This window comes from Micromonospora sp. WMMC273 (assembly GCF_027460285.1).
GTDB lineage: Bacteria > Actinomycetota > Actinomycetes > Mycobacteriales > Micromonosporaceae > Micromonospora > Micromonospora aurantiaca.
Genome location: NZ_JAPZBE010000001.1, coordinates 6,072,064 through 6,092,811, shown reverse-complemented (window position 1 = coordinate 6,092,811; position 20,748 = coordinate 6,072,064). Strand labels below are relative to the sequence as shown.

General features: G+C 72.2%; 19 protein-coding genes. 11 read left to right on the top strand and 8 right to left on the bottom strand.

Annotated elements, in window-relative coordinates:
- The first annotated feature begins 382 nt into the window (after nucleotides 1-382).
- From rpsF to rplI, 4 genes are all read left to right on the top strand, one after another.
- Entirely contained in the window at nucleotides 383-673 is a 291-nt protein-coding gene (rpsF, locus tag O7611_RS28335) for a 30S ribosomal protein S6 (RefSeq protein WP_013289357.1), read from the top strand.
- 82 nt (nucleotides 674-755) lie between these two features.
- Nucleotides 756-1,283 (top strand): single-stranded DNA-binding protein, encoded by a 528-nt coding sequence (locus tag O7611_RS28330; RefSeq protein ID WP_018788497.1) that lies wholly within the window; start codon nucleotides 756-758, stop codon nucleotides 1,281-1,283.
- 41 nt (nucleotides 1,284-1,324) lie between these two features.
- On the top strand, nucleotides 1,325-1,564 hold the full coding sequence (gene rpsR, locus O7611_RS28325; protein ID WP_013289355.1) for a 30S ribosomal protein S18: 240 nt from the start codon (nucleotides 1,325-1,327) through the stop codon (nucleotides 1,562-1,564).
- A 14-nt stretch (nucleotides 1,565-1,578) separates the two neighbouring features.
- Nucleotides 1,579-2,025, top strand: a complete 447-nt coding sequence (rplI, locus tag O7611_RS28320; RefSeq protein WP_135242573.1) for a 50S ribosomal protein L9 — start codon at nucleotides 1,579-1,581, stop codon at nucleotides 2,023-2,025.
- A 66-nt stretch (nucleotides 2,026-2,091) separates the two neighbouring features.
- Here rplI and O7611_RS28315 read toward each other — a convergent pair whose 3' ends face one another.
- A complete protein-coding gene (locus tag O7611_RS28315) occupies nucleotides 2,092-3,768 on the bottom strand; it encodes a hypothetical protein (RefSeq protein WP_194800304.1) in 1,677 nt (558 codons plus the stop codon).
- Between the two features lie 397 nt (nucleotides 3,769-4,165).
- Here O7611_RS28315 and dnaB point away from each other — a divergent pair, with 397 nt between their 5' ends.
- Nucleotides 4,166-5,569 (top strand): replicative DNA helicase, encoded by a 1,404-nt coding sequence (gene dnaB / locus O7611_RS28310; protein ID WP_194800305.1) that lies wholly within the window; start codon nucleotides 4,166-4,168, stop codon nucleotides 5,567-5,569.
- Between the two features lie 6 nt (nucleotides 5,570-5,575).
- Here dnaB and O7611_RS28305 read toward each other — a convergent pair whose 3' ends face one another.
- The 5 genes from O7611_RS28305 to O7611_RS28285 all read right to left on the bottom strand — a co-directional run bounded on the left by O7611_RS28305 (nucleotide 5,576) and on the right by O7611_RS28285 (nucleotide 11,311).
- A complete protein-coding gene (locus tag O7611_RS28305; protein ID WP_194800306.1) occupies nucleotides 5,576-6,256 on the bottom strand; it encodes a maleylpyruvate isomerase N-terminal domain-containing protein in 681 nt (226 codons plus the stop codon).
- Nucleotides 6,257-6,350: 94 nt separating this feature from the next.
- Nucleotides 6,351-6,746, bottom strand: a complete 396-nt coding sequence (locus O7611_RS28300) for a TFIIB-type zinc ribbon-containing protein (protein ID WP_030499471.1) — start codon at nucleotides 6,744-6,746, stop codon at nucleotides 6,351-6,353.
- A gap of 23 nt (nucleotides 6,747-6,769) precedes the next feature.
- Nucleotides 6,770-7,402 carry a phosphoribosyltransferase gene (locus O7611_RS28295; RefSeq protein WP_194800307.1) on the bottom strand — a complete coding sequence of 211 codons (633 nt, stop codon included), beginning with the start codon at nucleotides 7,400-7,402 and terminating at the stop codon, nucleotides 6,770-6,772.
- Nucleotides 7,399-8,742 (bottom strand): glycosyltransferase 87 family protein, encoded by a 1,344-nt coding sequence (locus O7611_RS28290; RefSeq protein ID WP_269697857.1) that lies wholly within the window; start codon nucleotides 8,740-8,742, stop codon nucleotides 7,399-7,401. Before O7611_RS28290 ends, O7611_RS28295 begins: the two co-directional genes overlap by 4 nt.
- Before the next feature lie 40 nt (nucleotides 8,743-8,782).
- Entirely contained in the window at nucleotides 8,783-11,311 is a 2,529-nt protein-coding gene (locus tag O7611_RS28285; RefSeq protein WP_370584913.1) for a putative bifunctional diguanylate cyclase/phosphodiesterase, read from the bottom strand.
- Nucleotides 11,312-11,907: 596 nt separating this feature from the next.
- Here O7611_RS28285 and O7611_RS28280 point away from each other — a divergent pair.
- From O7611_RS28280 to O7611_RS28260, 5 genes are all read left to right on the top strand, one after another.
- Nucleotides 11,908-14,913 carry an AfsR/SARP family transcriptional regulator gene (locus O7611_RS28280; protein ID WP_269697856.1) on the top strand — a complete coding sequence of 1,002 codons (3,006 nt, stop codon included), beginning with the start codon at nucleotides 11,908-11,910 and terminating at the stop codon, nucleotides 14,911-14,913.
- 236 nt (nucleotides 14,914-15,149) lie between these two features.
- On the top strand, nucleotides 15,150-15,641 hold the full coding sequence (gene moaC, locus O7611_RS28275; protein ID WP_013289345.1) for a cyclic pyranopterin monophosphate synthase MoaC: 492 nt from the start codon (nucleotides 15,150-15,152) through the stop codon (nucleotides 15,639-15,641).
- Nucleotides 15,638-16,108 carry a MogA/MoaB family molybdenum cofactor biosynthesis protein gene (locus O7611_RS28270; protein ID WP_194800310.1) on the top strand — a complete coding sequence of 157 codons (471 nt, stop codon included), beginning with the start codon at nucleotides 15,638-15,640 and terminating at the stop codon, nucleotides 16,106-16,108. The genes moaC and O7611_RS28270 overlap by 4 nt, the downstream gene beginning before the upstream one ends.
- Nucleotides 16,109-16,145: 37 nt before the next feature.
- The gene (locus tag O7611_RS28265; protein WP_194800311.1) at nucleotides 16,146-17,405 is read left to right on the top strand and encodes a molybdopterin molybdotransferase MoeA; all 1,260 of its coding nucleotides are present in this window, start codon (nucleotides 16,146-16,148) and stop codon (nucleotides 17,403-17,405) included.
- 35 nt (nucleotides 17,406-17,440) lie between these two features.
- Complete coding sequence (locus O7611_RS28260; protein ID WP_194800431.1) at nucleotides 17,441-17,866, top strand: molybdenum cofactor biosynthesis protein MoaE; 426 nt, start codon at nucleotides 17,441-17,443, stop codon at nucleotides 17,864-17,866.
- A gap of 10 nt (nucleotides 17,867-17,876) precedes the next feature.
- On the opposite strand, the gene O7611_RS28255 is transcribed toward O7611_RS28260, so the two are convergent.
- Both O7611_RS28255 and O7611_RS28250 read right to left on the bottom strand, forming a co-directional pair.
- Nucleotides 17,877-19,301, bottom strand: a complete 1,425-nt coding sequence (locus tag O7611_RS28255) for a glycosyltransferase 87 family protein (RefSeq protein WP_194800312.1) — start codon at nucleotides 19,299-19,301, stop codon at nucleotides 17,877-17,879.
- Between the two features lie 206 nt (nucleotides 19,302-19,507).
- A complete protein-coding gene (locus O7611_RS28250) occupies nucleotides 19,508-20,053 on the bottom strand; it encodes a DoxX family protein (RefSeq protein ID WP_194800313.1) in 546 nt (181 codons plus the stop codon).
- 135 nt (nucleotides 20,054-20,188) lie between these two features.
- Between O7611_RS28250 and O7611_RS28245 the strand changes: the two genes are divergently transcribed.
- Nucleotides 20,189-20,737: a GNAT family N-acetyltransferase gene (locus O7611_RS28245; RefSeq protein WP_194800314.1), complete on the top strand. Its 549-nt coding sequence runs from the start codon at nucleotides 20,189-20,191 to the stop codon at nucleotides 20,735-20,737.
- The last annotated feature ends 11 nt before the right edge of the window (nucleotides 20,738-20,748 follow it).

Sequence of the window (20,748 nt, the reverse complement as noted above, 5' to 3'; positions counted from 1 at the left end):
CCAATTCCTCCATTTACCCCAAGCGGTGACGATAGCCATTGTATGGTCAGACCAGGTGACAACACGATAAAGCTCCGCGGGGCGTCTTCGATCCAACCTCATCGGTGTGGTCGTTCCTCCCCAGGTCCCACCCAAGGAATGCGGACGGGACGCCCCGCGGTCCCGTGGACAGGGGTCCACCCGCCGGTTCGCCCGGGGGTGGACCCCTGTCGCCGCACCGGCACCGGGACCACCGGCCCGGCCATGATCGTCCGGACCGGCTATCCTGGTCCGGTTGTCCGTGTGTCCGGCCGGGTTCCCCCGGTATCGGCGCGGGCAACGACGCACGACCTCCTGCCACGGAAGGACCGTGGCCGCTTAGCCCACAGGAGGTGAGCACGTCTTGCGTCATTACGAAGTCATGGTGATCCTCGACCCCAGCCTCGAGGAGCGCACCGTCGCCCCGTCGCTCGACACGTACCTGAACGTGATCCGGACCGCGGGTGGCTCGGTGGAGAAGACCGACGTGTGGGGCCGCCGGCGCCTCGCGTACGAGATCAACAAGAAGGCCGAGGGCATCTACGCCGTCATCGACCTCCAGGCGACGCCGGAGGCCGTTGGCGAGCTGGACCGTCAGCTCCGACTCAACGAGTCGGTGCTGCGCACCAAGGTCATCCGCCCGGAGATGCGCTGAGCATCTAGACCCGGCACGTCCGGATCACAAGCCTCATCCACGCTGTCGTACGGCTCTGAGAGCCTGTACGACACAAAGATGAGTGCGCGAGGAGATGGTCATGGCAGGAGACACCACCATCACGGTCATCGGCAACCTGACCGATGACCCCGAGTTGCGATTCACCCCCTCCGGCGCGGCGGTCGCCAAGTTCCGGGTCGCTTCGACGCCCCGTTTCATGGACAAGGCCTCCGGCGAGTGGAAGGACGGCGAGCCGCTGTTCCTCTCGTGCACGGTCTGGCGCCAGGCCGCCGAGAACGTCGCCGAGTCGCTGCAGCGCGGCGCTCGCGTGATCGTGTCCGGCCGACTGCGCCAGCGGTCGTACGAGACCCGCGAGGGTGAGAAGCGCACCGTCATCGAGCTGGAGGTCGACGAGATCGGCCCGTCGCTGCGCTACGCCACGGCGAAGGTGCAGAAGATGTCCCGCTCCGGTGGCGGTGGCGGCGGCTTCGGTGGTGGTGGCGGCCAGGGCGGCGGCGGAGGCAACTTCGACGACCCCTGGGCCTCTGCTGCCCCCGCCCCCTCCCGCGGTGGTTCGGGCGGCAACTTCGACGAGGAGCCTCCGTTCTAATGGCGCCGAGCGCCCGCGATCGCAAACCAGGAGCACGAGCAATGGCTAAGGCTGCGGCCCTTCGCAAGCCGAAGAAGAAGGTGAACCCGCTCGACAAGGACGGGATCACCTACATCGATTACAAGGACACCGCGCTGCTGCGCAAGTTCATCTCCGACCGCGGCAAGATCCGCGCTCGGCGGGTGACCGGCGTCACCTCGCAGCAGCAGCGGCAGATCGCCCGCGCGGTCAAGAACGCCCGCGAGATGGCGCTCCTGCCGTACACGGCCACGACCCGCTGAGAGGAGGCACGGACATGAAGATCATCCTGACTCAGGAGGTGTCCGGCCTCGGCTCTCCGGGCGACATCGTCGAGGTCAAGGACGGCTACGGCCGTAACTACCTGCTGCCGCAGGGCTTCGCGATCGCCTGGACCAAGGGCGCGGAGAAGCAGGTCACGGTCATCAAGCGGGCCCGCTCGGCCCGCGAGATCCGCGACCTCGGCCACGCCACCGAGGTCAAGACCCAGGTCGAGGGTCTCAAGGTCAACCTGAAGGCCCGCGCCGGCGACGGCGGGCGGCTCTTCGGCTCGGTCACCCCGGCCGAGATCGTCGACGCCGTCAAGGCCGCCGGCGGCCCGACCCTGGACCGCCGCCGGCTGGAGCTGCCCGGCCACATCAAGGCGCTCGGCTCCTACCCGGTCAGCATCCGGCTGCACCCCGAGGTGACCGCCAAGTTCGACCTGAACGTGGTCAAGGGCTGACACCCGACGCACGACGCGAAAGGCCCGCACCGGCTGCCGGTGCGGGCCTTTCCGCATCCCCGCCGGTCAGCCGAGCGGATTGCCCGTCACCGCGCTGATCACCACCGTGGACAGGCCACCACCCACCACAGCGGCCGCCAGCGCCACAGTCGCCGACCGCCACGTCGTACCGACCTGCCGCAGCAGCACCGCCACCACCAGACTGCTCACCATCGCCAACCCGAACCGCGGCGCCGCCGACACCAACGACTCCAGGGCGTGCGCACGCGGCGAGTCACAACCCCCACCGGTGATGTCCGTGACGCACCCCGCCGGGGGCTGACCACTGAGGAACAGCAGACCGAGCACGAGCAGCACCGCCGGCACCAGATAACAGGCCACCGTGTAGACCAGCGGCCGCAACGGACCACCCGGATCCGGGTCCAGCAGGTCGTCCTCCAGCCGACGACCCCACGAACCGCCACCGATCGAGTCCACCCCACGCCGCAACGTCGACGGCGCCGGCTCCACCGGGCGACGGCGAGGCACGACACGCGGACGCGGCGCCGAGTACGCCACCGCCGGCGAACGCGGAGCCGTCGACGGCGTCTCCATCCACCGCGGATCGTCACCCGAGAGCCGGGTACCCGACCAGAACGCCTCGGCCCGCGCCGGCGACGCCCAGCCCTCCCGCACCGGCGGCGCAGAACGATCCCACGGATCCGCCCCCGTATACCGGTCGTCCGTGTCCCGCACCGGCTCCAGGAAACCGGTGTCGGTGAACCGGTCCCACTCACCCGTGTGCTCCGTACGGTCCCACCCGCTCTCCGCCCGCTCCCAGCGGCTCGCGGGTACCGGCCGGTCCCAGGCGTGCACCCCCGACGCGTCCCACGGGTCGACAGCGGGCGGATCCACCGGCTCACGCTCAGCACCCCGCCGACGCTGCCACGGATCCGCCGCCGGTTGCGGCCGCGCCGACTCCGGCGCCGCCCGTGACCAGGTCGGCTCCGAATCGGTCGCCCGCCCCCAGGCAGGCTCCGAATCGGTGACGCTCGACGGCGACCGGCCCGCGTCCGACGCCGCCGGCCACTCGGCCTCCGTCGCCGAGCGCGACCACGCGCCGTCCGAGGCCGCCGGACGCGACCAGGTGGAGTCCGACGCCGCCGGCGGCGGCCAGGAGGAACCCGGCGCCGACCGACGCCGCCGACCCGCCGGCCGTCCACCGTCCGGCCCGGCCGGCTCCTCGCCCGAACCCGCCGACTCCGGCAGCCCTGACCAGATCACCTGCGGCCGGCGCGTCGCCGCCCGGCGCGGACGGCTTCGAGGCGCCGCACCCGACACCGGCTCGTCGTCCTCGTCCGCCCGCCGGTTACCCACGTACCCCCGCTCCTGCGGGGCGTCCATCGTCCACTCGGCGGTGTGGTCCGACAACGGACCCGCGCCGATCGCGCGCAGATCCCGCCGGCCGGCCTCCGCCCGCCGACCACCACCGGAGGACGGCGTCTCCACCTCCTCGTCGTCGGGCGCGGCATGCCGGCCACCGCCGTCCGCCCGGCTCACCCCGGACTCCAGCGCCCACCGCGGAAGGTACGTCTCCACCGGCTCGTCCTGGCCGCGCTCGATCGCCCGCCGCCGGCTTGCCGTGCGGTGGCCCTCCGGCGCGTACGAGTCGACCCGGCGCGACCCGGCGGGCTCATCCCAGGAACCGCTCGGTCGTCGCTCGCGCGGGCTGTCCTCCCCGCTTCCCCAGTCCCGGTGTCTCACGGCCGGAGCGTGACCTCTCTCAACCCGAAAGTAAACCCGCTGTCCCAGGTGTCGCCGTTCGCAGCGATAGTACGGGACGAACGACGACAAAGCTTGGCCGGAAATCTTCCGTCCACAGGGTGGGGATAGGAAAAGCCCAGGTCAGAGGCGATAAGCCCGGAATTCCCCATCACTTTTCCACACCCCTGTGCACACCCTGCGCACATGCCTGTCCCCAGGCGTCCACAGGTTGTCCCGAGGCTCATCCACCGGCCTTGTTGAGCGGCTGACCTCGGGTTCCGTATCGTGGTCCACCGACCGCCGGGCGATGACCCCCGATCGACCGGAGGGTCGGCGGAGAGTTGTCATACCCCGGCGATAGAGCTGGACTCGATCCGACGCAGCGAGGGGGGAACCCGTGTCGGTCACCGACGAGACGCGTGCGGAACGGACCGGGGGACAATCGCCCGAGCCGCCGCCACGCGAATCTGCGTTCGAGAAGACACCACCCCAGGACGTCGCCGCCGAGCAGTGCGTACTCGGCGGCATGCTGCTGTCCAAGGACGCCATCGCGGACGTCGTGGAGATCCTGAAGACGAACGACTTCTACCGCCCGGTCCACGCCACCATCTTCGACGCGATCCTGGACATCTACGGTCGCGGCGAACCCGCCGACCCGATCACCGTGGCGGCCGCGCTCGCCGACTCCGGCGACCTCGCCCGGATCGGCGGCGCCCCCTACCTGCACACGCTGATCGCCAGCGTGCCCACCGCCGCGAACGCCGCCTACTACGCCCGCATCGTCGGCGAACGAGCAGTGCTCCGCCGGCTGGTCGAGGCCGGCACCCGGATCGTGCAGCTCGGCTACGGCACCGGCCCGAGCGGCAGCCGCGACGTCGACGACATCGTCGACCTCGCCCAGCAGGCCGTCTACGAGATCACCGAGAAGCGCGTCAGCGAAGACTTCGCCGTCCTGGCCGACATGCTCCAGCCGACGCTCGACGAGATCGAGGCGGTCGGCGCCCAGGGCGGGGTGATGACGGGTGTGCCGACCGGGTTCACCGACCTCGACCGCCTGCTCAACGGCCTGCACGCCGGCCAACTCATCATCGTGGCCGGCAGGCCTGGCTTGGGCAAATCGACCGCATCTATGGACTTTGCCCGAAATGCGGCGATTCGAGCCAATCAAGCGTCGGCGATCTTCTCGCTGGAAATGAGCAAGGTCGAGATCGTCATGCGACTCCTCTCGGCCGAGGCGCGTGTTCCGCTGCACGTCCTGCGGAGCGGGCAGCTCTCCGACGACGACTGGACCAAGCTGGCCCGCTGCATGGGTGAGATCAGCGAGGCGCCGCTCTTCGTCGACGACACGCCGAGCATGAACCTGATGGAGATCCGGGCGAAGGCGCGGCGGCTCAAGCAGAAGCACGACCTGAAGCTGATCGTCGTCGACTACCTCCAGCTGATGACCTCGCCGAAGCGCACCGAGAGCCGGCAGCAGGAGGTCGCGGACCTGTCGCGTGGCCTGAAGCTGCTGGCCAAGGAGGTCGAGTGCCCGGTGATCGCGGTGAGCCAGCTGAACCGTGGCCCCGAGCAGCGCACCGACAAACGACCGCAATTGTCCGACTTGCGTGAATCTGGCTCGATTGAGCAGGATGCAGACGTTGTCATCCTTTTGCACCGCGATGACTACTACGACAAGGAGTCGCCGCGAGCGGGCGAAGCGGACTTTATTGTTGCAAAGCACAGAAATGGTCCTACCGACACGGTCACGGTAGCGGCCCAGCTGCACCTGTCGCGCTTCGTGGACATGGCGATCGTCTGAGCGGCGTCAGCCGAGCAGCGGGAACCAGCCGGCGGCCTCGCCCAGCTCCAGCCGGTCCCGGTCGGTGAGCGGCACCCGCCCGGCGGCCTTCAACAGGTAGTCGTGGTCGTCCCAGCCGACCGGCCGTACCGCGTCGTCGCTGAGCAGGCCGTCCATCGTGGTCACCGCGACCCGCGTCGGGTCCGTCGCCGGCCGCGGCGCGTCCGGCAGGTCCACCACCAGGTCCAGGTGATGGATGACCGCCTCGGTGGTCAGGGTGGCGAGCAGATGGGGTACGCGCAGCACGTGACCCTGCGTGGTCACGTGCCCGTCGGGGTCGGCTGCGGTGGCCGCGCGGACGGCGGCGGGCGCGGTGTCGGCCCAGAGGCGGACCACGCCGGTGGGCCGGTCGAAGGCGGCGGCGGAGCGGCGTGCCCACCAGGCATGCCCGCCGGCCGCGTCGTCGTCGCCGGGAGTGAACGCGCGCCAGTAGCTGACGTCGTCCACGTCGGCCGGTCCGGGTGCGGGGCTGGCCAGGGCGACGAGTGCGCGCTGGGCGTCGCAGAGGACGTGGAAGAGCAGGTCGGCGACGAGCCAGCCGCGGCAGCGGGTGGGCCGTTGCAGGCCGGCGTCGTCGAGCGGGGTGACCACTGCGGTGATGCCGTCGTACGCCTGGGCCAGCGCCTCGTGCTGCCGGATCGGGCTCATGCCGAGCAGCCTGCCACGGTGTGGCGGGCACGGCACGCCGACGAGCGCGCCGGGTCGATGCGGTGCACCGGCCCGGCGTGCGCGTGATCGGCGGTCAGTCGAACAGTTCGCCGAGGAAGCCGTGCTTCTTCTTGCGCCGGTAGTGGCCGTGGTAGCCGTAGTGCTGCTGCTGACCGTGGCCGTACGCGGGCTGCGCGTAGCCGTGGCCGGGCGGCGGCGGAGGAGGGGGCGGGGGGACGGCGCCGTAGCCGGGCTGGTGCGGCGCGGCGGCGGGCGGGGGCGGCGGGGGCGGTGGGTAGCCGGCTCCGGAGGGCGCGGCCTGCCGGGCGCCGCCGTGCTGCTGGTTCCAGTTGGCCTCGGCATCGAACAGCTTTTCCAGCTCGCCGCGGTCGAGGAAGATGCCCCGGCATTCGCCGCACTGGTCGATGACTACTCCGCTGCGCTCGTACTGGCGCATTTCTCCGCGGCACTTGGGACAGGTCATCTGCATGACAACGACGGTACCGGGTGTTTTCACGCAGTGGCGGTCAGCGCCTGCGTGACCTCGTCGTCGGAGACCTCGTGGAAGTCCTCGTAGTACGCGCCGACGGCGGCGAAGTCGTGTGGGAGTTGGCAGCTCACGACCGTGTCGGCCTCGGCGGCGAGCATGTCGTACGCCTGCTCGGAGCCGACCGGGACGGCGACGAGGACGCGGGCGGCGCCGAGGTGGCGGGCGACCTGGGCGGCGGCGCGGGCGGTGGCGCCGGTGGCGAGCCCGTCGTCGACGATGACGGCGGTGCGGCCGGTGAGGTCGAGCGGTGGGCGGCCGCCGCGGTAGCGCTGTTCGCGGCGTTCCAGTTCGGCCTGTTCGCGGCGGCGGACCTGGGCCCTGTCGTTCTCGCTGATCCGGCCGGCGACCATCTCGTTGAGGACCTGGACGCCGCCGGGGCCGAGTGCGCCGTACGCGACCTCGGGTGCCCAGGGCACGCCGAGCTTGCGGACGACGAGAACGTCCAGTGGTGCGCCGAGCCGGTCGGCGACCACCCGGGCGACGGGTACGCCGCCACGGACCAGGCCGAGGACGATGACGTCGGGGCGGCCGGCGAGGTCGGTGAGTCGCTCGGCGAGTTCACGTCCCGCTTCGGCCCGGTCGCGGTAGGTGGTCATTCCTCAGGTGTACGCCTTCCGGCCGGGTCGCGCGGGGCGGTTGCCGGGAATGTCGCCCTGTCGTCCGGTCGGGTGAGTGCCAGTGCGGGGGCGAGGACGAGCAGGGCGGCCGGGTAGAGCAGGTACCCGAAGCGGGTGGAGGGCATCAGCAGGATCGCGGCGAGCAGCCCGTACCCGCAGATGAGGGCCGTGGCGGCGGCGGTGCGGGGCGGGCGGCGCAGCAGCCGGACGGCGATGGCCAGTCCGGCGGCGACGAGCAGCGCGGCGGCGACGGCGCGGCCGGCCGGGAGTGCCTCGGCGATGAGGTGCCCCGGGAACGGTGACTGGGCGGGGCTGGTGACGAGGCCGTGGCCGAGCGGGAACCGCAGCACGTTCTCGACGAGGGCGTCGCGGTCGACGAGGAGTACCGGGATCAGGGCGAGGACGGGGAGGCCGATGGCGCCGAGGGCGGTGCGGAGCGCGGCCCGGCGGGTGGCGGCCCAGACGATCAGCACGACGGCGACCGGCCAGGCGAAGAGCTTCAGGGCGCCGGCGGCGCCGACTGCGAGGCCGGCCCGGCCGGGTCGGCCGGCGGCGGCGAGTGCGAGGGCGAGGAGGCAGAGCGCGAGTACGGGGAGGTCGTCGCCGCCGGTGGCGAGGGTGAGCGCGCAGACGGGCAGGACGGTGGCGGCCTGGACGGCGCGCAGGACGGCGGCGTCGCGGCGGGGCGCGGCCGGGCCGCCGCCGGTGCGCAGCGTGGCGACGAGGGCGACGACTGTGAGTGCGGTGACCACGGCGAACCAGACGCGCGAGTCGGTCCACCAGGCGTCCACGGCGGCGCGGGGCAGCCCGAACAGTGCCATGCCGGGCTGGTAGGGGGTGTAGCCGAGGAGCTGTTCGCCGGGGGGCAGGGCGGCGATGGCGTCGGGTCCGAGGTAGGGGGTGCCGTGTTCGGCGAGGCGGGCGCCGGCGTGTTCGACGACGATCACCTCCTCCTGGGCGCGGTCGGTGCGTCCGCCGGCGCGTTCGACGCTCTGCGTGACGATCGGCAGGAGCGCGGTGGCGGCCCAGGTGAGGCCGGCGACGGTCCAGCGTGCGGGCAGGCCGGCCAGGGGCGTGCCGGGGTCGCGGCGTCGGGCGAGCAGTTGGGTGGTCGCGGCGAGCGTGGCGAGGGCGTACCCGATGGTGGCGACGGCGCCCCAGGCGCGGTGCGGCGGCAGCGTGGAGGTGGCGGCGGTGATCGCGGCGAAGACGGTGGCGGCGGCGTAGAGGCCCAGGTCGAGGGCGAGGCCGCCGGCGGCGGTGTCGAGTGCCGACCAGCGGCGGGAGACGGGGGTTGCCGGGTCGGCGTGGGCGGTCACGCGGGCCAGTGTGGCAGACCGGCGGGGTGCCCCGGCCGGGTCAGGGTTGCCGGGCGTCGCTGGCGGCGGGGGGTGCCGGGCGGGTGCGGCCGGTGCGGCGGCCGGGGAGGCGGATGACGGCGCCGGTGTCGTGCAGTGCGGGTGCGAGCGCGCCGGTCCGGCCGCCGTGGCCGCGTTGGAGGGCGGCGAGGAGGGCGGCGGCGGGCAGTGGCCGGGCGAACAGGTGGCCCTGCCCGGCGGCGCAGCCGAGTTCCCAGAGCGCGCGGCGTTGCGGTTCGCTCTCCACGCCTTCGGCGACGACGGTGAGGTCGAGGCTGCGGCCGAGGTCGAGGGTGGAGCGGATGACGGCGGCGGCTTCGGGCGCGGTCTCCATGACGCCGACGAAGCTGCGGTCGATCTTCAGTTCGTGTACGGGGATGCGGGAGAGCAGGGAGAGCGACGAGTATCCGGTGCCGAAGTCGTCGAGCGCGAGCCGGACGCCGGAGTCCCGCAGCCGGCTGAGGACGCGGTCGACGACGTCGAGCTGGCTGAGGGTGAGCGTCTCGGTCAGTTCCAGGACGAGCCGGTCCGGCGGTAGGTCGTGGGCGCGGAGCCGGGCCAGTACGGCGCCGGGGAAGCGGGCGTCGAGCAGGCTGCGCGGGGACACGTTCACCGAGACGGGCAGGTCGAAGCCGGCGTCGCGCCAGGAACCGGCGGCGATGAGGGCCTGGTCGAGGATCGCCTCGGCGAACGCGGGGAGGAGCCCGGATCGTTCGACGGCTTCGAGGAAGCGCAGCGGGTCGATGAGCCCGTGGGTGGGGTGGTGCCAGCGGGCGAGTGCCTCGGCGCCGATCACCTCGCCGCTGCCGAGGTCGACGATGGGCTGGAAGTTGACGGTGAACTCGTGGTCGGCGACGGCTCGGGGCAGTTCGCCGCCGAGGGTGAGCCGGCTCAGGTCGGCGGTGTCGCGGGCCGGCGCGTAGGTGGCGACGCGTTGGCCGGCGCGTTTGGCCTGGTACATGGCCACGTCGGCGCGGCGCAGCAGTTCGGCCATGCCGCCGGTGGCGGGGGCGACGGCGATGCCGCCGCTGGCTTCCACGCTGATCCGCATGCCGTCTAGGTCGAGCGGGTCGTGCAGCGCCGCGAGCAGGGCCTCGGCGCGGTGGGCGGCGACGGCGGGGGCGGGCAGGCCGCGCAGGAGTACGGCGAACTCGTCGCCGCCGAGGCGGGCGACCAGGTCGTCGGGGCGCGCGGCACCGCGGAGGCGTTCGGCGACCTGGATCAGCACCTGGTCGCCGGCGCCGTGCCCGAGGGTGTCGTTGACTTCCTTGAAGTGGTTGAGGTCGATCAGCACCAGGGCGGTGACGCCGTCGGCGTGCCGGCTGGTGAGCTGGGCGCTGCCCTCGTCGAGCAGGTGCCGCCGGTTGGACAGGCCGGTGAGGGCGTCGTGGGTGGCGGCGTAGGCGTGGTCCTCGGCGATGCGGGCGAGTTCGGCGTACGCCTGGGCGTTGCGGACCGCGGTGCAGAGGGCGGAGGCGAAGGTACGCAGGGTGTACTGCTCGCGTTCGGAGAGCTCGACCGGGCCGGCGAACCGCAGCCGCAGCACGCCGACGTCGTCGGTGCGGTCGTGGCCCTCCAGCACGACCGGCATGATCTGACCGTCGACGGCGCTGGGCCGGGGGGCTGTTCCGTCGTAGGCGATGTCCGTGCCGTTGCCCCGGATGGTGCGTCCGCCGTCGCGCAGTTCGATCTCGACCTCGTCGGCGGAGAAGAGTTCGCTGGCCTCGGTGACCGCTGTGGTGAGCACCTGGTCGAGGTCGACCACGTTGAGGGCGTCGGTGGCGCGGGCCAGGCGCTGCCATGCCTGCTGCTCGGTGCGGGTGCGGATCCGGCTGGAGTAGGCCAGGTGCAGGCTGAGCACCAGCGCGGGTACGGCGGGCAACAGGCGGGGGTCGACCCGCAGGATGAGTACGGTGCTGGCGGCCACCAGGAAGCGCAGGCCGAATCCGGCGATCCGCAGGTCGAGGTCGTCGCGGAACTGCTGGAGGATCGGCGTGCGGGAGGCGAGCGCGATGACCGGGATCGCGAGGACGTCGTCGAGGACTGCGGCCACCAGGTAGACGAACCCCAGCAGCAGGACGATGCCGAGTGGCTCCCGAGGGGGCCAGGCGCTTCCCAGCAACAGGGTGGCGACAGTGGCTCCGCCGGCCACCAGGGTGTGCTTCGCGATGGCGAATGCCACCTTGATGGGTGCCAGGCGGGTGACTGATCCGCACGCCACGCCGATCCCGGTGGCCAGGACGACCCACGAGGGTGGAGCGACGGCGAGGCCGATGACGATCGCGGTCTCGACCCAGGCGAAGTAGAAGGTGGTGGAGCGGATCCGCAGACGGGTCTTGATGACGGTGGCCAGCGTCACCGTGACGACGAGTGCGATGACGGTGACGAAGTCACGTGCGGAGTCGGGGGGTTGCGTACGGGCGGAGTGGATCGCGGTGAGGGCGACGATCGTCGCCCCCGCGACCAACGTGTAGATGATCCCGCGCAGGTGCGGGCCGACAGCCGTCCGGCTTTCCGTGGTTCGGCTCAACCCGCGTCACCCGCCGCTCACCGTCGGTATGCGATGAGCGGCAGCCTACCGCTTCACCCGGGTCCGGGAAACTCATCCCCATTCGGTGCTGCGCATTGTGCTGCCCTCCTCAAATATCGCTCCGGGGCGGAATGGTCACGGACCGAAGTCGTTACTTCGATCCGCTGCCGCGCATTGCCGCCGGCTGCCGTGTGCCTTCTCGGTGCGTTCCCGCGCCTTGCTGACTGAGGGCAGATTAGGGGATATTCGAGTGAGTCTGAAAGAATTAATGTCGGTATGCGCAATATAAGTAACTATTGCAGCTTAAATGACGTTCTGTCCATGACCTGCTCGCAGAGCGAAGCCAGGCTGTCTCCTTTGGGTACCCGCGCCGTCGCTGAATGCATCGAATAGCGCGGGACCGCTCAGTCCGTCAGTAGCGTCGCGTCGGCGGCGAAACATTACAACCGTGCTTCGGGCCACTTCGGCAGCCGTGTCGGACGAGTGCGCCGACCGTCCGTCCGCCCGGCGTCTGAGCCGGGGCGACGCCTTTGTGACGAATCGATTACGCTGTCGCTGAAGGTGGGCAGGTTGCCGGCCGAGGCTGGAACAGCGGCGTGGAAATCCGGGTACTCGGGGGTCTGGCGGTACGGCTCGGCGACGTGGACCTTCCGCTTGGAACCCCCAAGCAGCAGTTGGTGTTCGCGCTACTCGCCGTACGGGCCAACCAGTTGGTCACGCTGCACCATCTGGTGGACGAGCTGTGGCCGGACGCGCCGCCTCGGTCGGCTGTCGCGAACGTCCGGACCTACGCCGCCAATCTGCGTCGGAGCCTCGACCCGGGTGTGGGCGACGCGCCGAGGATCGTCCGGGAGTCCGGCGGTTACCGACTCCTCGTCGATGCAAGTCTGATCGATCTTCATCGATTGAGCTCCCACTTGCGCCGTGCCCGGGATCTGATGCGCGACGGGGAGGCCGCGCAGGCGGCCCCCGTGCTCGTCGAGGTGGTCGACGCGTCGGCCCCGCTGCTCGCCGGCTTGGCGCTGGGGCCGGCGCTCGCCGTTCAGCGCGAGGCCGTGAGTGAGGAACACCAGGCGGCGCTGGAACTGTTGGCCGAGGCGTATCTCAGCCTCGGGCGCCCCGAATCAGCGGTGTCGTTACTGCGTGACCACGTCTCGCATCAGCCGCTGCGCGAGCGGGCGCAGTGTCTCCTGATGCGCGCGCTCATCCAGGCGGGTGACCCGGGAGGCGCCCTCGCCGTCCACCGCGCCACTCGCGAGGCGTTGTCCGACCAGCTCGGCGTGCCACCGAGCGCGGAGATGGAGCGACTTCGTATGGTCGCGGCCCGGGCCCGACGCCGGATTCCGGAATCGGCGCACGAGGTGGAAGCGATCCGGAGTGCTGCGCATAAGCGCAATTGGTTGCCCCGGACAGTGATGGATTTCGTCGGCCGGGAGGAAATGGTCGATCGATTGTTGCGCGAAGTGCTCGAGGCGCCCGGCTCCGGCCCGACGATTCGCGTGATCGACGGCATGGCGGGCTGCGGCAAGACCACTCTCGCCCTGCACGTGGCCGCCCGGTCGACCGAGCGCTTCCCGGACGGGCAACTCTTCATCGACCTTCGGGGACACAGCGTGCGAACGCGGATGCGGCCTGCGGCGGCCTTGGACACGCTGCTTCGCCAACTGGGTGTGCCGACCGGCCGGATACCGCTGGAACTGCCCGACCGGCAGGAGATGTGGCGGCGCGAACTGGCCGCGCGTTCGGTGCTGGTGGTGCTCGACAACGCCGCCGACAGCCGGCAGGTCGAGCCGCTGCTACCCGTCTCCGGATCGGCAGTCGTCCTCGTCACCAGCCGGCGGCGCCTGCTGGCACTCACCGAGCGACCGCCGGTGTCCCTCGCCGTCCTCACCGAGGCCGAGGCGCTCGAACTGCTCGCCACCCTCATCGGGAGCGGCCGGGTGGCGGCCGAGCCGAAGGCCGCGCGACAACTTGTCGACATCTGCGGCTGCCTCCCGCTCGCCGTCAGACTGGCCGGCACCCGGCTGGCACATCGGCCCGACTGGCGGATCTCCGACCTCGTCGACAGGCTGAGCCACAGGTCGATCTTCCTCCCCGGTCTCCGTGCCGAGGCGCGAAGCGTGATGGAGGCGTTCGCCGAGTCGTACGAGCCGCTCGACGAGGCGTGCCGGAAAGCCTTCCGATCCTTCGGGCTGGCGGCCGGGAACCACCTCGACACCGCCATGGTCGCCGCCCTCACCGACCTGCCCCTGCGGGACGCGGCGGACGTCCTCGACGAACTGGTGGACCGCCACCTTGTGCAGGAGACCTCGGCCGGCCGGTACCGCCTGCACGACCTGATGAGGCGTTACGCCGCCGAACTGGCCCGGCAGGAGGACGAGCCGACGACCGGACGACCGGCGATCCGGAAGCTGCTGGATCACGTGTTGCACTCGGTGGTGCGGGCGTCCGCGTCGATCGAGGACGGCCGGGTGCTCGCGCAGCACCTGCGGCTCGGAGAACCGCTTCGACCGGATCTGCTCGCCGGACGCGTCGACCGCGACCTGGACTGGCTGGAGGAACAGCGGTCGAACCTGGACGCCTTCGTCCGTCAGGCGGCTGACCAGGGCCATGAACCGATGGCATGGCGCCTGGCTCGCGCCGGTTGGCGGTTCTTCTACATCCGCGGTTACTTCGACGACATATCGGCCACGCACGCGGTGGGTCTCGCCGCCGCCCAGCGGTGCGGGGACCGGCACGCCGTGGCCCTCATGCACAACTATCTCGCCTCGGCGTGCGTACGCACCGGCGCCTACCAGGACGCCTCGGCACACCTGCACGAGGTCGTGTCGATCCTCACCGGGCTCGGTGACGAATCGGGCGCGCAGCGGGCACGGTTCAACCTCGGCGCCGTGCACTGGCTGACCGGGCGACTCCACCAGTCGCTCGAAGCCAATCGCATGACGTTGCGCAGCTACGCGCTGGACACCCTTCCGGTCCTGCCGAACCTCGGCCTCACCTTGCGCCACCTCGGTCGTTACGCCGAGTCGATGGCGGTTCATCGGCTGCACCTCTTCGCCGCCCGGATCAAGCAGGATCCGTTCCACATGTCGAACGCACTGGGGCATCTCGGTGGCCTCAGATACCGCCTGGGACAGAACGCCGCGGCGGAGCGCCTGCTCCGAGCCTCGCTCGCGCTCCGGGATCGCACCGGCAATGGCTTCGGCCGTGCCGAGACGCTCAGCGACCTCGCCGGCACCTACCGGCAACTCGGCCGCTACGACGACGCGCTGCGGCATCACGAAGCCGCCATCGAGGCCGCCGCCGCGTCCGGCGAGCGGGACGTCCAGGCTCGGGCACGAAACGAGCTGGCCGTCACCCTGGGAGCCACGGGGCGAGCCGCCGAGGCGGTGGCCGTCTTCGAGGAGGCACTCGCCATCGCCACTCGGATCGGCCATCCCTACGAGCAGGCCCGCGCCCTCGACGGCCTGGCCGGACACCTGGCGGAGAAGCAGCCGGCGCAGGCACGACGGTACCGGCAGCGCGCGTTGGCGATCTTCGAGCGGATGGGTGCGCCCGAGCGCCACGACCTGCGCCGACAGCTCGCCGAGACCCCTGCCTGAACCGGCTTATCGATTTCTTATCGCGGCGTTCGTTAGCGTCCCGGGGCATCGGCCACGGGGAGGGTTCACCGCCAGAGCGGACCCGGCCGAACGAGGCCCCCACCGTCAGTTCCCCCCAGCGAATCGGCGGTGGGCAGGTGAGGGAGGAGCGTCGTGCACCGGCACCCGACACGACGTTCCTCCCCGCCGCCGGCCGGAGCACCCACGCCGTCGTACCCGGCGGATAGGGTCGGGCCGTGACCGAACCCGCGCAGCTCACCCACGTCGACCCGGCCGGTGCGGCCCGGATGGTCGACGTCTCCGCCAAGCCGGTCTCGGGCCGGCTCGCGGTCGCCGCCGGCCGCCTCCGCACCACCGCCGAGGTGGTGGAGTTGCTGCGCCGCGACGGCCTGCCCAAGGGCGACGCGCTCGCCGTCGGCCGGCTCGCCGGCATCATGGGCGCCAAGCGCACCCCCGACCTGATCCCGCTCTGCCACCCGATCGCGCTGCACGGCGTCACAGTCGACCTCGACCTCACCGCCGACACGGTGGAGATCACCGCAACCGCGAAGACGGCCGACCGCACGGGCGTCGAGATGGAGGCGCTGACCGCGGTGGCGGTCGCCGGGCTGGCGCTTGTCGACATGGTGAAGGCGGTCGACCCGGCCGCGTCGGTGGACGCCGTCCGGGTGCTCCGCAAGGAGGGCGGCAAGACCGGCGAGTGGGTCCGGCCGGAGGACCGGCCGTGATCCGGGCCCGGGTGATCGTGGCCTCGAACCGGGCCGCCGCCGGGGTCTACGAGGACACCAGCGGCCCGCTGCTCGTGACCGGGCTGCGGGAGCTGGGGTGCGAGGTCGACGCGCCGGTGGTGGTGCCGGACGGCGAACCGGTCGGCGACGCCCTGCGCGCGGCCCGCGCCGACGGCGTCGACGTGGTGCTGACCAGCGGCGGCACCGGCATCACCCCGACCGACCGCACACCCGACGTGACCCGCACGCTGCTCGACTACGAGATCCCCGGCATCGCCGAGGCGATCCGCGCGCACAGCCGCGACACGGTGCCGACGGCGGCGCTGTCCCGGGGCCTGGCCGGGGTGGCCGGCCGGACGCTCGTGGTCAACCTGCCCGGTTCACGCGGCGGCGCCCGGGACGGTCTGGCGGTGCTCGGGCCGATCCTGCGGCACGCCGTCGACCAGCTTCGCGGCGGCGACCACTGAACCCGCGAGGCACGTGCCCCGGCGTTAGGCTCGCCGGATGAGCACGGAAACCGAAGCCGCCGCGGTCGAGGCGGGTACGCCACCACCGGCCGGGTGGGAGGAGGCCCGCTCCCGGGTGTACGCGGTGGGCCTGTCCGCCGCGCTCCCCGCGGTCGCCCGGCCGCTGGCCGAGGCCGACGGGCACACCCTGGCCGAGCCGCTGACCACGCGTACCGACCTGCCGGCGTTCCCCACCTCCAGCGTGGACGGCTGGGCGGTGCGCGGCGCGGGGCCGTGGCGCGTCGCCGGCCGGGTGCTCGCCGGGCAGACCGCACCCCCGTTGGAGACCGACGGCAGCACGGTGGAGATCGCCACCGGCGCGATGGTTCCCGAGGGCACGACGGCGATCCTGCGGATCGAGGAGTCGACGCGTACGGCGGACGGCCTGGTGGCCGGCACGCCCCGCCCGGCGCCGGAGTGGCGGGAGCCGGGCGAGGAGGCGTACCTCGGGGAGGAACTGCTGCCCGCCGGCACGCCGGTGGACCCGGCGGTGATCGGCCTGGCCGCCTCCTGCGGGCACGACACGCTGCGGGTTCGCCGCCCACCCCGGGCCGCGCTGCTGGTCTTCGGCGACGAACTGCTCACCTCGGGTCCGCCCGGCGCGGGCCGGGTCCGCGACGCGCTCGGCCCGTCGGTGCCGGCCTGGCTGCGCCGCTACGGCTGCCAGGTGCGTGCCGCCGACGTGGTCGGCCCGGTCGCCGACACGCTGCCCGCGCACGTGGCGGCGCTGCGGGGCGCGCTCGCCAACGCCGACCTGGTCTGCACGACCGGCGGCACCATGCACGGCCCGGTCGACCACCTGCACCCGACGCTGGAGGCGCTCGGCGCCGACTACGTGGTGAACACCGTGGCGGTGCGTCCGGGCTTCCCGATGCTGCTGGCCAGGCTGGTGGACGGCGACGGGCGGGTGCGGTTCGTGGCCGGTCTGCCCGGCAATCCGCAGTCGGCAGTGGTGGCGCTGGTGTCGCTCGTCGCGCCCCTGCTCGCCGGTCTCACCGGCCGGCAGATGCCGGTGCTCCCGCACGTGACGCTGGCCGAGCCGATTCCCGGGCGCGGCGACTACACCCATCTGGCGCTGGCCCGCTGGGACCGCGTCGCCGGCACCGCGTACCCGGTGCGGCACGTCGGCTCGGCGATGCTGCGCGGGCTGGCCGGCGCGGACGGGTTCGCGGTGATCCGGCCCGGCACCAGCGGCGCGGCCGGCGACCGGGTGCCGCTCGTGCCGCTGCCGCTGACCCCCGGGGAGCGGTTCGGGTGAGCGCGACGAACGAGCCGACGGGAGACGTCGTGACAGTGGAAGCAGGCGTGGTGCTCGGCGCGGTGACCGACCGGCCGCTCGACCTGGCCGAACACGAGGCGGCGGTCGCCGACCGCCGGGCCGGTGCGGTGGTGTCCTTCCAGGGCGTGGTCCGCGACCACGACCACGGGCGGGCGGTCACCCGGCTGGAGTACGAGGGCCATCCCACCGCCGAGGCGGTGCTGCGCGAAGTGGCGGCCGAGATAGCGGCCGACCCGCAGGTGTACGCGGTGGCGGTGTCGCACCGGATCGGCCCGCTGGAGATCGGGGACGTGGCGCTGGTGGCGGCGGTCAGCACGGCGCATCGCGCGGCCGCGTTCGCCGCCTGCGCCCGGCTGGTCGACGAGGTGAAGTCACGGCTGCCGATCTGGAAGCGGCAGGTCTTCGACGACGGCACCGAGGAGTGGGTGAACTGCCCCTGAACCGGCCGGCTCAGCGCCGGCCGGCGAGCGCGGCGGTGCGGCCCAGCCGCTCGTGGTAGAACGCCGGCTCGGCGCCGGGACGCCACGGCAGCGCCGCGACGAGCACGATCAGCGCGATGGCCAGGGAGTTCTCCATCAGCGCGCCGAACAGGCCGTCCTGGTAGTGGGACACCTCGGGGAGCTGGTGCTCGTACGGCCAGATCGGTGAGATCAGGAACAGCAGGTAGAGCCCGAGCGCGCCGACGCCGTGGCGCAGGCCGGTCAACGTCGGGTACCAGATCGGTGGGCGCAGTGCCGGCACGCCGTTTGCCGAGGGGCCGCCGGTGCCGCGCAGGGGCAGGCCGCGGCTGGCTTCGCGGCGGCGTACCGCGGCGTCGGCCAGCACGATGATCGACGGGATGACCCAGATCAGGTGGTGCGACCAGGAGATCGGGCTGATCACGTTGGCGGTGAGCCCGACCAGCGTGAACGCGGTCAGCTCGTCGCCGTCGGCGCGGGCGCTCATCGCCCGGGACAGGCCCAGCGCCAGGATCAGCACCGAGAACGCCAGCCAGAGCAGGCCGGGCGTCTCGATCGAGTCGTAGAGCCGCGCCAGCAGACCGGCGAGGGACTGGTTGGCGGTCATGTCCGCCGCGCCGACCCGCTCGGTCTGCCAGAGCACGCCGGTGAAGTACGCGCGGGACTCCTCACCGAGCACGCCGAACGTCGCGATGGTCACGCCGATCGTGGTGCCCACAGCGGTGAGCGCGGCCCGCCACTGCCGGGTGAGCATCAGGTAGGCCACGAACAGCGCCGGGGTGAGCTTGACCGCTGTGGCGAGCCCGATGCCGACACCGGCCCAGGCGCCGCTGTAGACGAACCGGGCCAGCGGCGAGTCGGCCGTCTCGTAGTGGGTGCCCCGCTTGGCCCGCCAGCGCAGGCCCACCATGTCCGCCATGATCAGCGCGAACAGCAGCAGGTTGACCTGCCCGTAGCCGAGCGTCTCCCGGGACGGCTCGATGGCGACGGCGAGCGGGGTGGCGATGCCGACGGCGAACCAGAGCGGCCAGCCGAGGCGGTCCACGATGGGGCGTAGCAGCGCGGCGAGGACGACGGCGAGCGCGCCGATGCTGGCGAGCGCGTTGACGAAACCGGCGCCGTCCACCGGCAGCCACGTCATCGGCAGCATGACCAGGGCGGCGAACGGCGGGTAGGTGAAGCCCAGCGTGGTCGACGGTGCGACGAAGTCGTACAGCTCGTTGCCGCCGGCCCACCACAGCACCGCGCCGTGGTAGATCTTCATGTCGAAGAAGTTGTACGGCCGTCCGAAAGCGCCGATGGCGAGCCACGCGGCGTACGAGACGACGGCGACGACGCCGAGGCGCACCACGATCCGGCGGTCGACGCGGGAGGTCGGGGCGAGGCGGTTGGTCCGTCTACCGACTGTCGTCGGCATGGCGTGGCCACCCCCGTACCAAGGTCGTCGTACCCGTCCAGGTCCAGCACGGAGCCTAGAACGGCGCCTCACGTTGCTGCCTCCCGCGTTACGCGACCGTGTCCGATCCCACACGTGTTTGCGACATTTCCACCGCGTTAACGGGTCTCGGACGGTTCAGGTGATTGATGGCCTTGCGGGGGTGGTGGGTCGTACGAAATGCCTGGTCAGCCGGGCATGCGGCGGGCGGTGGCTGCGGAGCGTACGGCGATCTTCGCCTCGCGACGAGCGGTGCGGACCGCGCGTTTGACCGACCGGCGTGAGTGGTCGATGCGGTGGCCGGCGCGCCAGCGCAGGCCCGGCTTGCCCTCGGTGTCGGCGGCGGCGAGGAGGAGGCCACCGAGCAGGCCGAGGTTCTTCAGGAAGTGGACCTGGTTGTTGTTGCGCGCGGCCGGGTCGTCGTTGTTCCAGAAGGCGTGCCCGGCGGCGGTGGTCGGGATCAGGGAGCCGGCGAGCACCAGCGCGGCCGGGCGGGTGAACCGGCCGGTGGCGAGCATCAGGCCGCCGACGAGTTGGGTGGCGGCGTTGGCGCGGATCAGCGAGACCGTGTCGGTGGGGATTCGGGGGTGCACGTTCCGGATCAGCGGGGCGACCTTCCCGGTGACCGGTTCCGCGGCCTGCACCAGGCGTTCCGGGTTGCGCAGGTTGCGGGCGCCGCTGACCACGAAGATGCCGCTCAACATGACTCGGGCGAGGGAGCGCACGGGCTTCATGGCTCAGTCTTACCCCGTCGGGGGCGTCGTCATCCCCGCAACACACGAAAGGTATCGGCCGACGTGGACGTCCGAACGGTATCGATTTCAGCGACCGTCGCGGATGGACCGGTCGCGTTCGGTAAGGTCGCGCGGGTGACGACGCTGCGACTGCGCCCGGAGGGCCCCGCCGACGAGGCGCCGGTGGCCCGGGTGCTGGCCGCCGCCTTCGCCCGCCCCGACGTGGCCACCCCACCGGAGGTCGGTCTGGTCGAGGAGTTGCGGCACAGCCCGGCGTGGATTCCGGAGCTGGCCGTGGTCGCCGAGTACGGCGGCGAGGTGGTGGCGTACGCGCTGCTCACACGCGTCGGTGTACGCACCGACGACGGTCGTACGTGGCCGGCGCTCGCCCTGGGTCCGGTGGCGGTGGCGCGGCACCGGCAGCGGCTGGGGCACGGCACGGCGGCGGTGCAGGCGGCGCTGGACGCCGCGACGGAGCTGGGCGAGCGGCTGGTTGTGGTGCTGGGCGACCCGGCCTACTACCGGCGGTTCGGGTTCGGCCCGGCGGACCGGCTGGGGCTGACCAGCCCCTGGTCCGGGCTGGGGGAGCCGTGGCAGGCGCTGGTACTGCCGCCGTCGGCGAGCGGCGAGCCGTCACCGCCGGCCGGCGAGGTGGTCTTCCCGCCACCGTGGTCGCGGGTCTGAGGCCGTTTCAA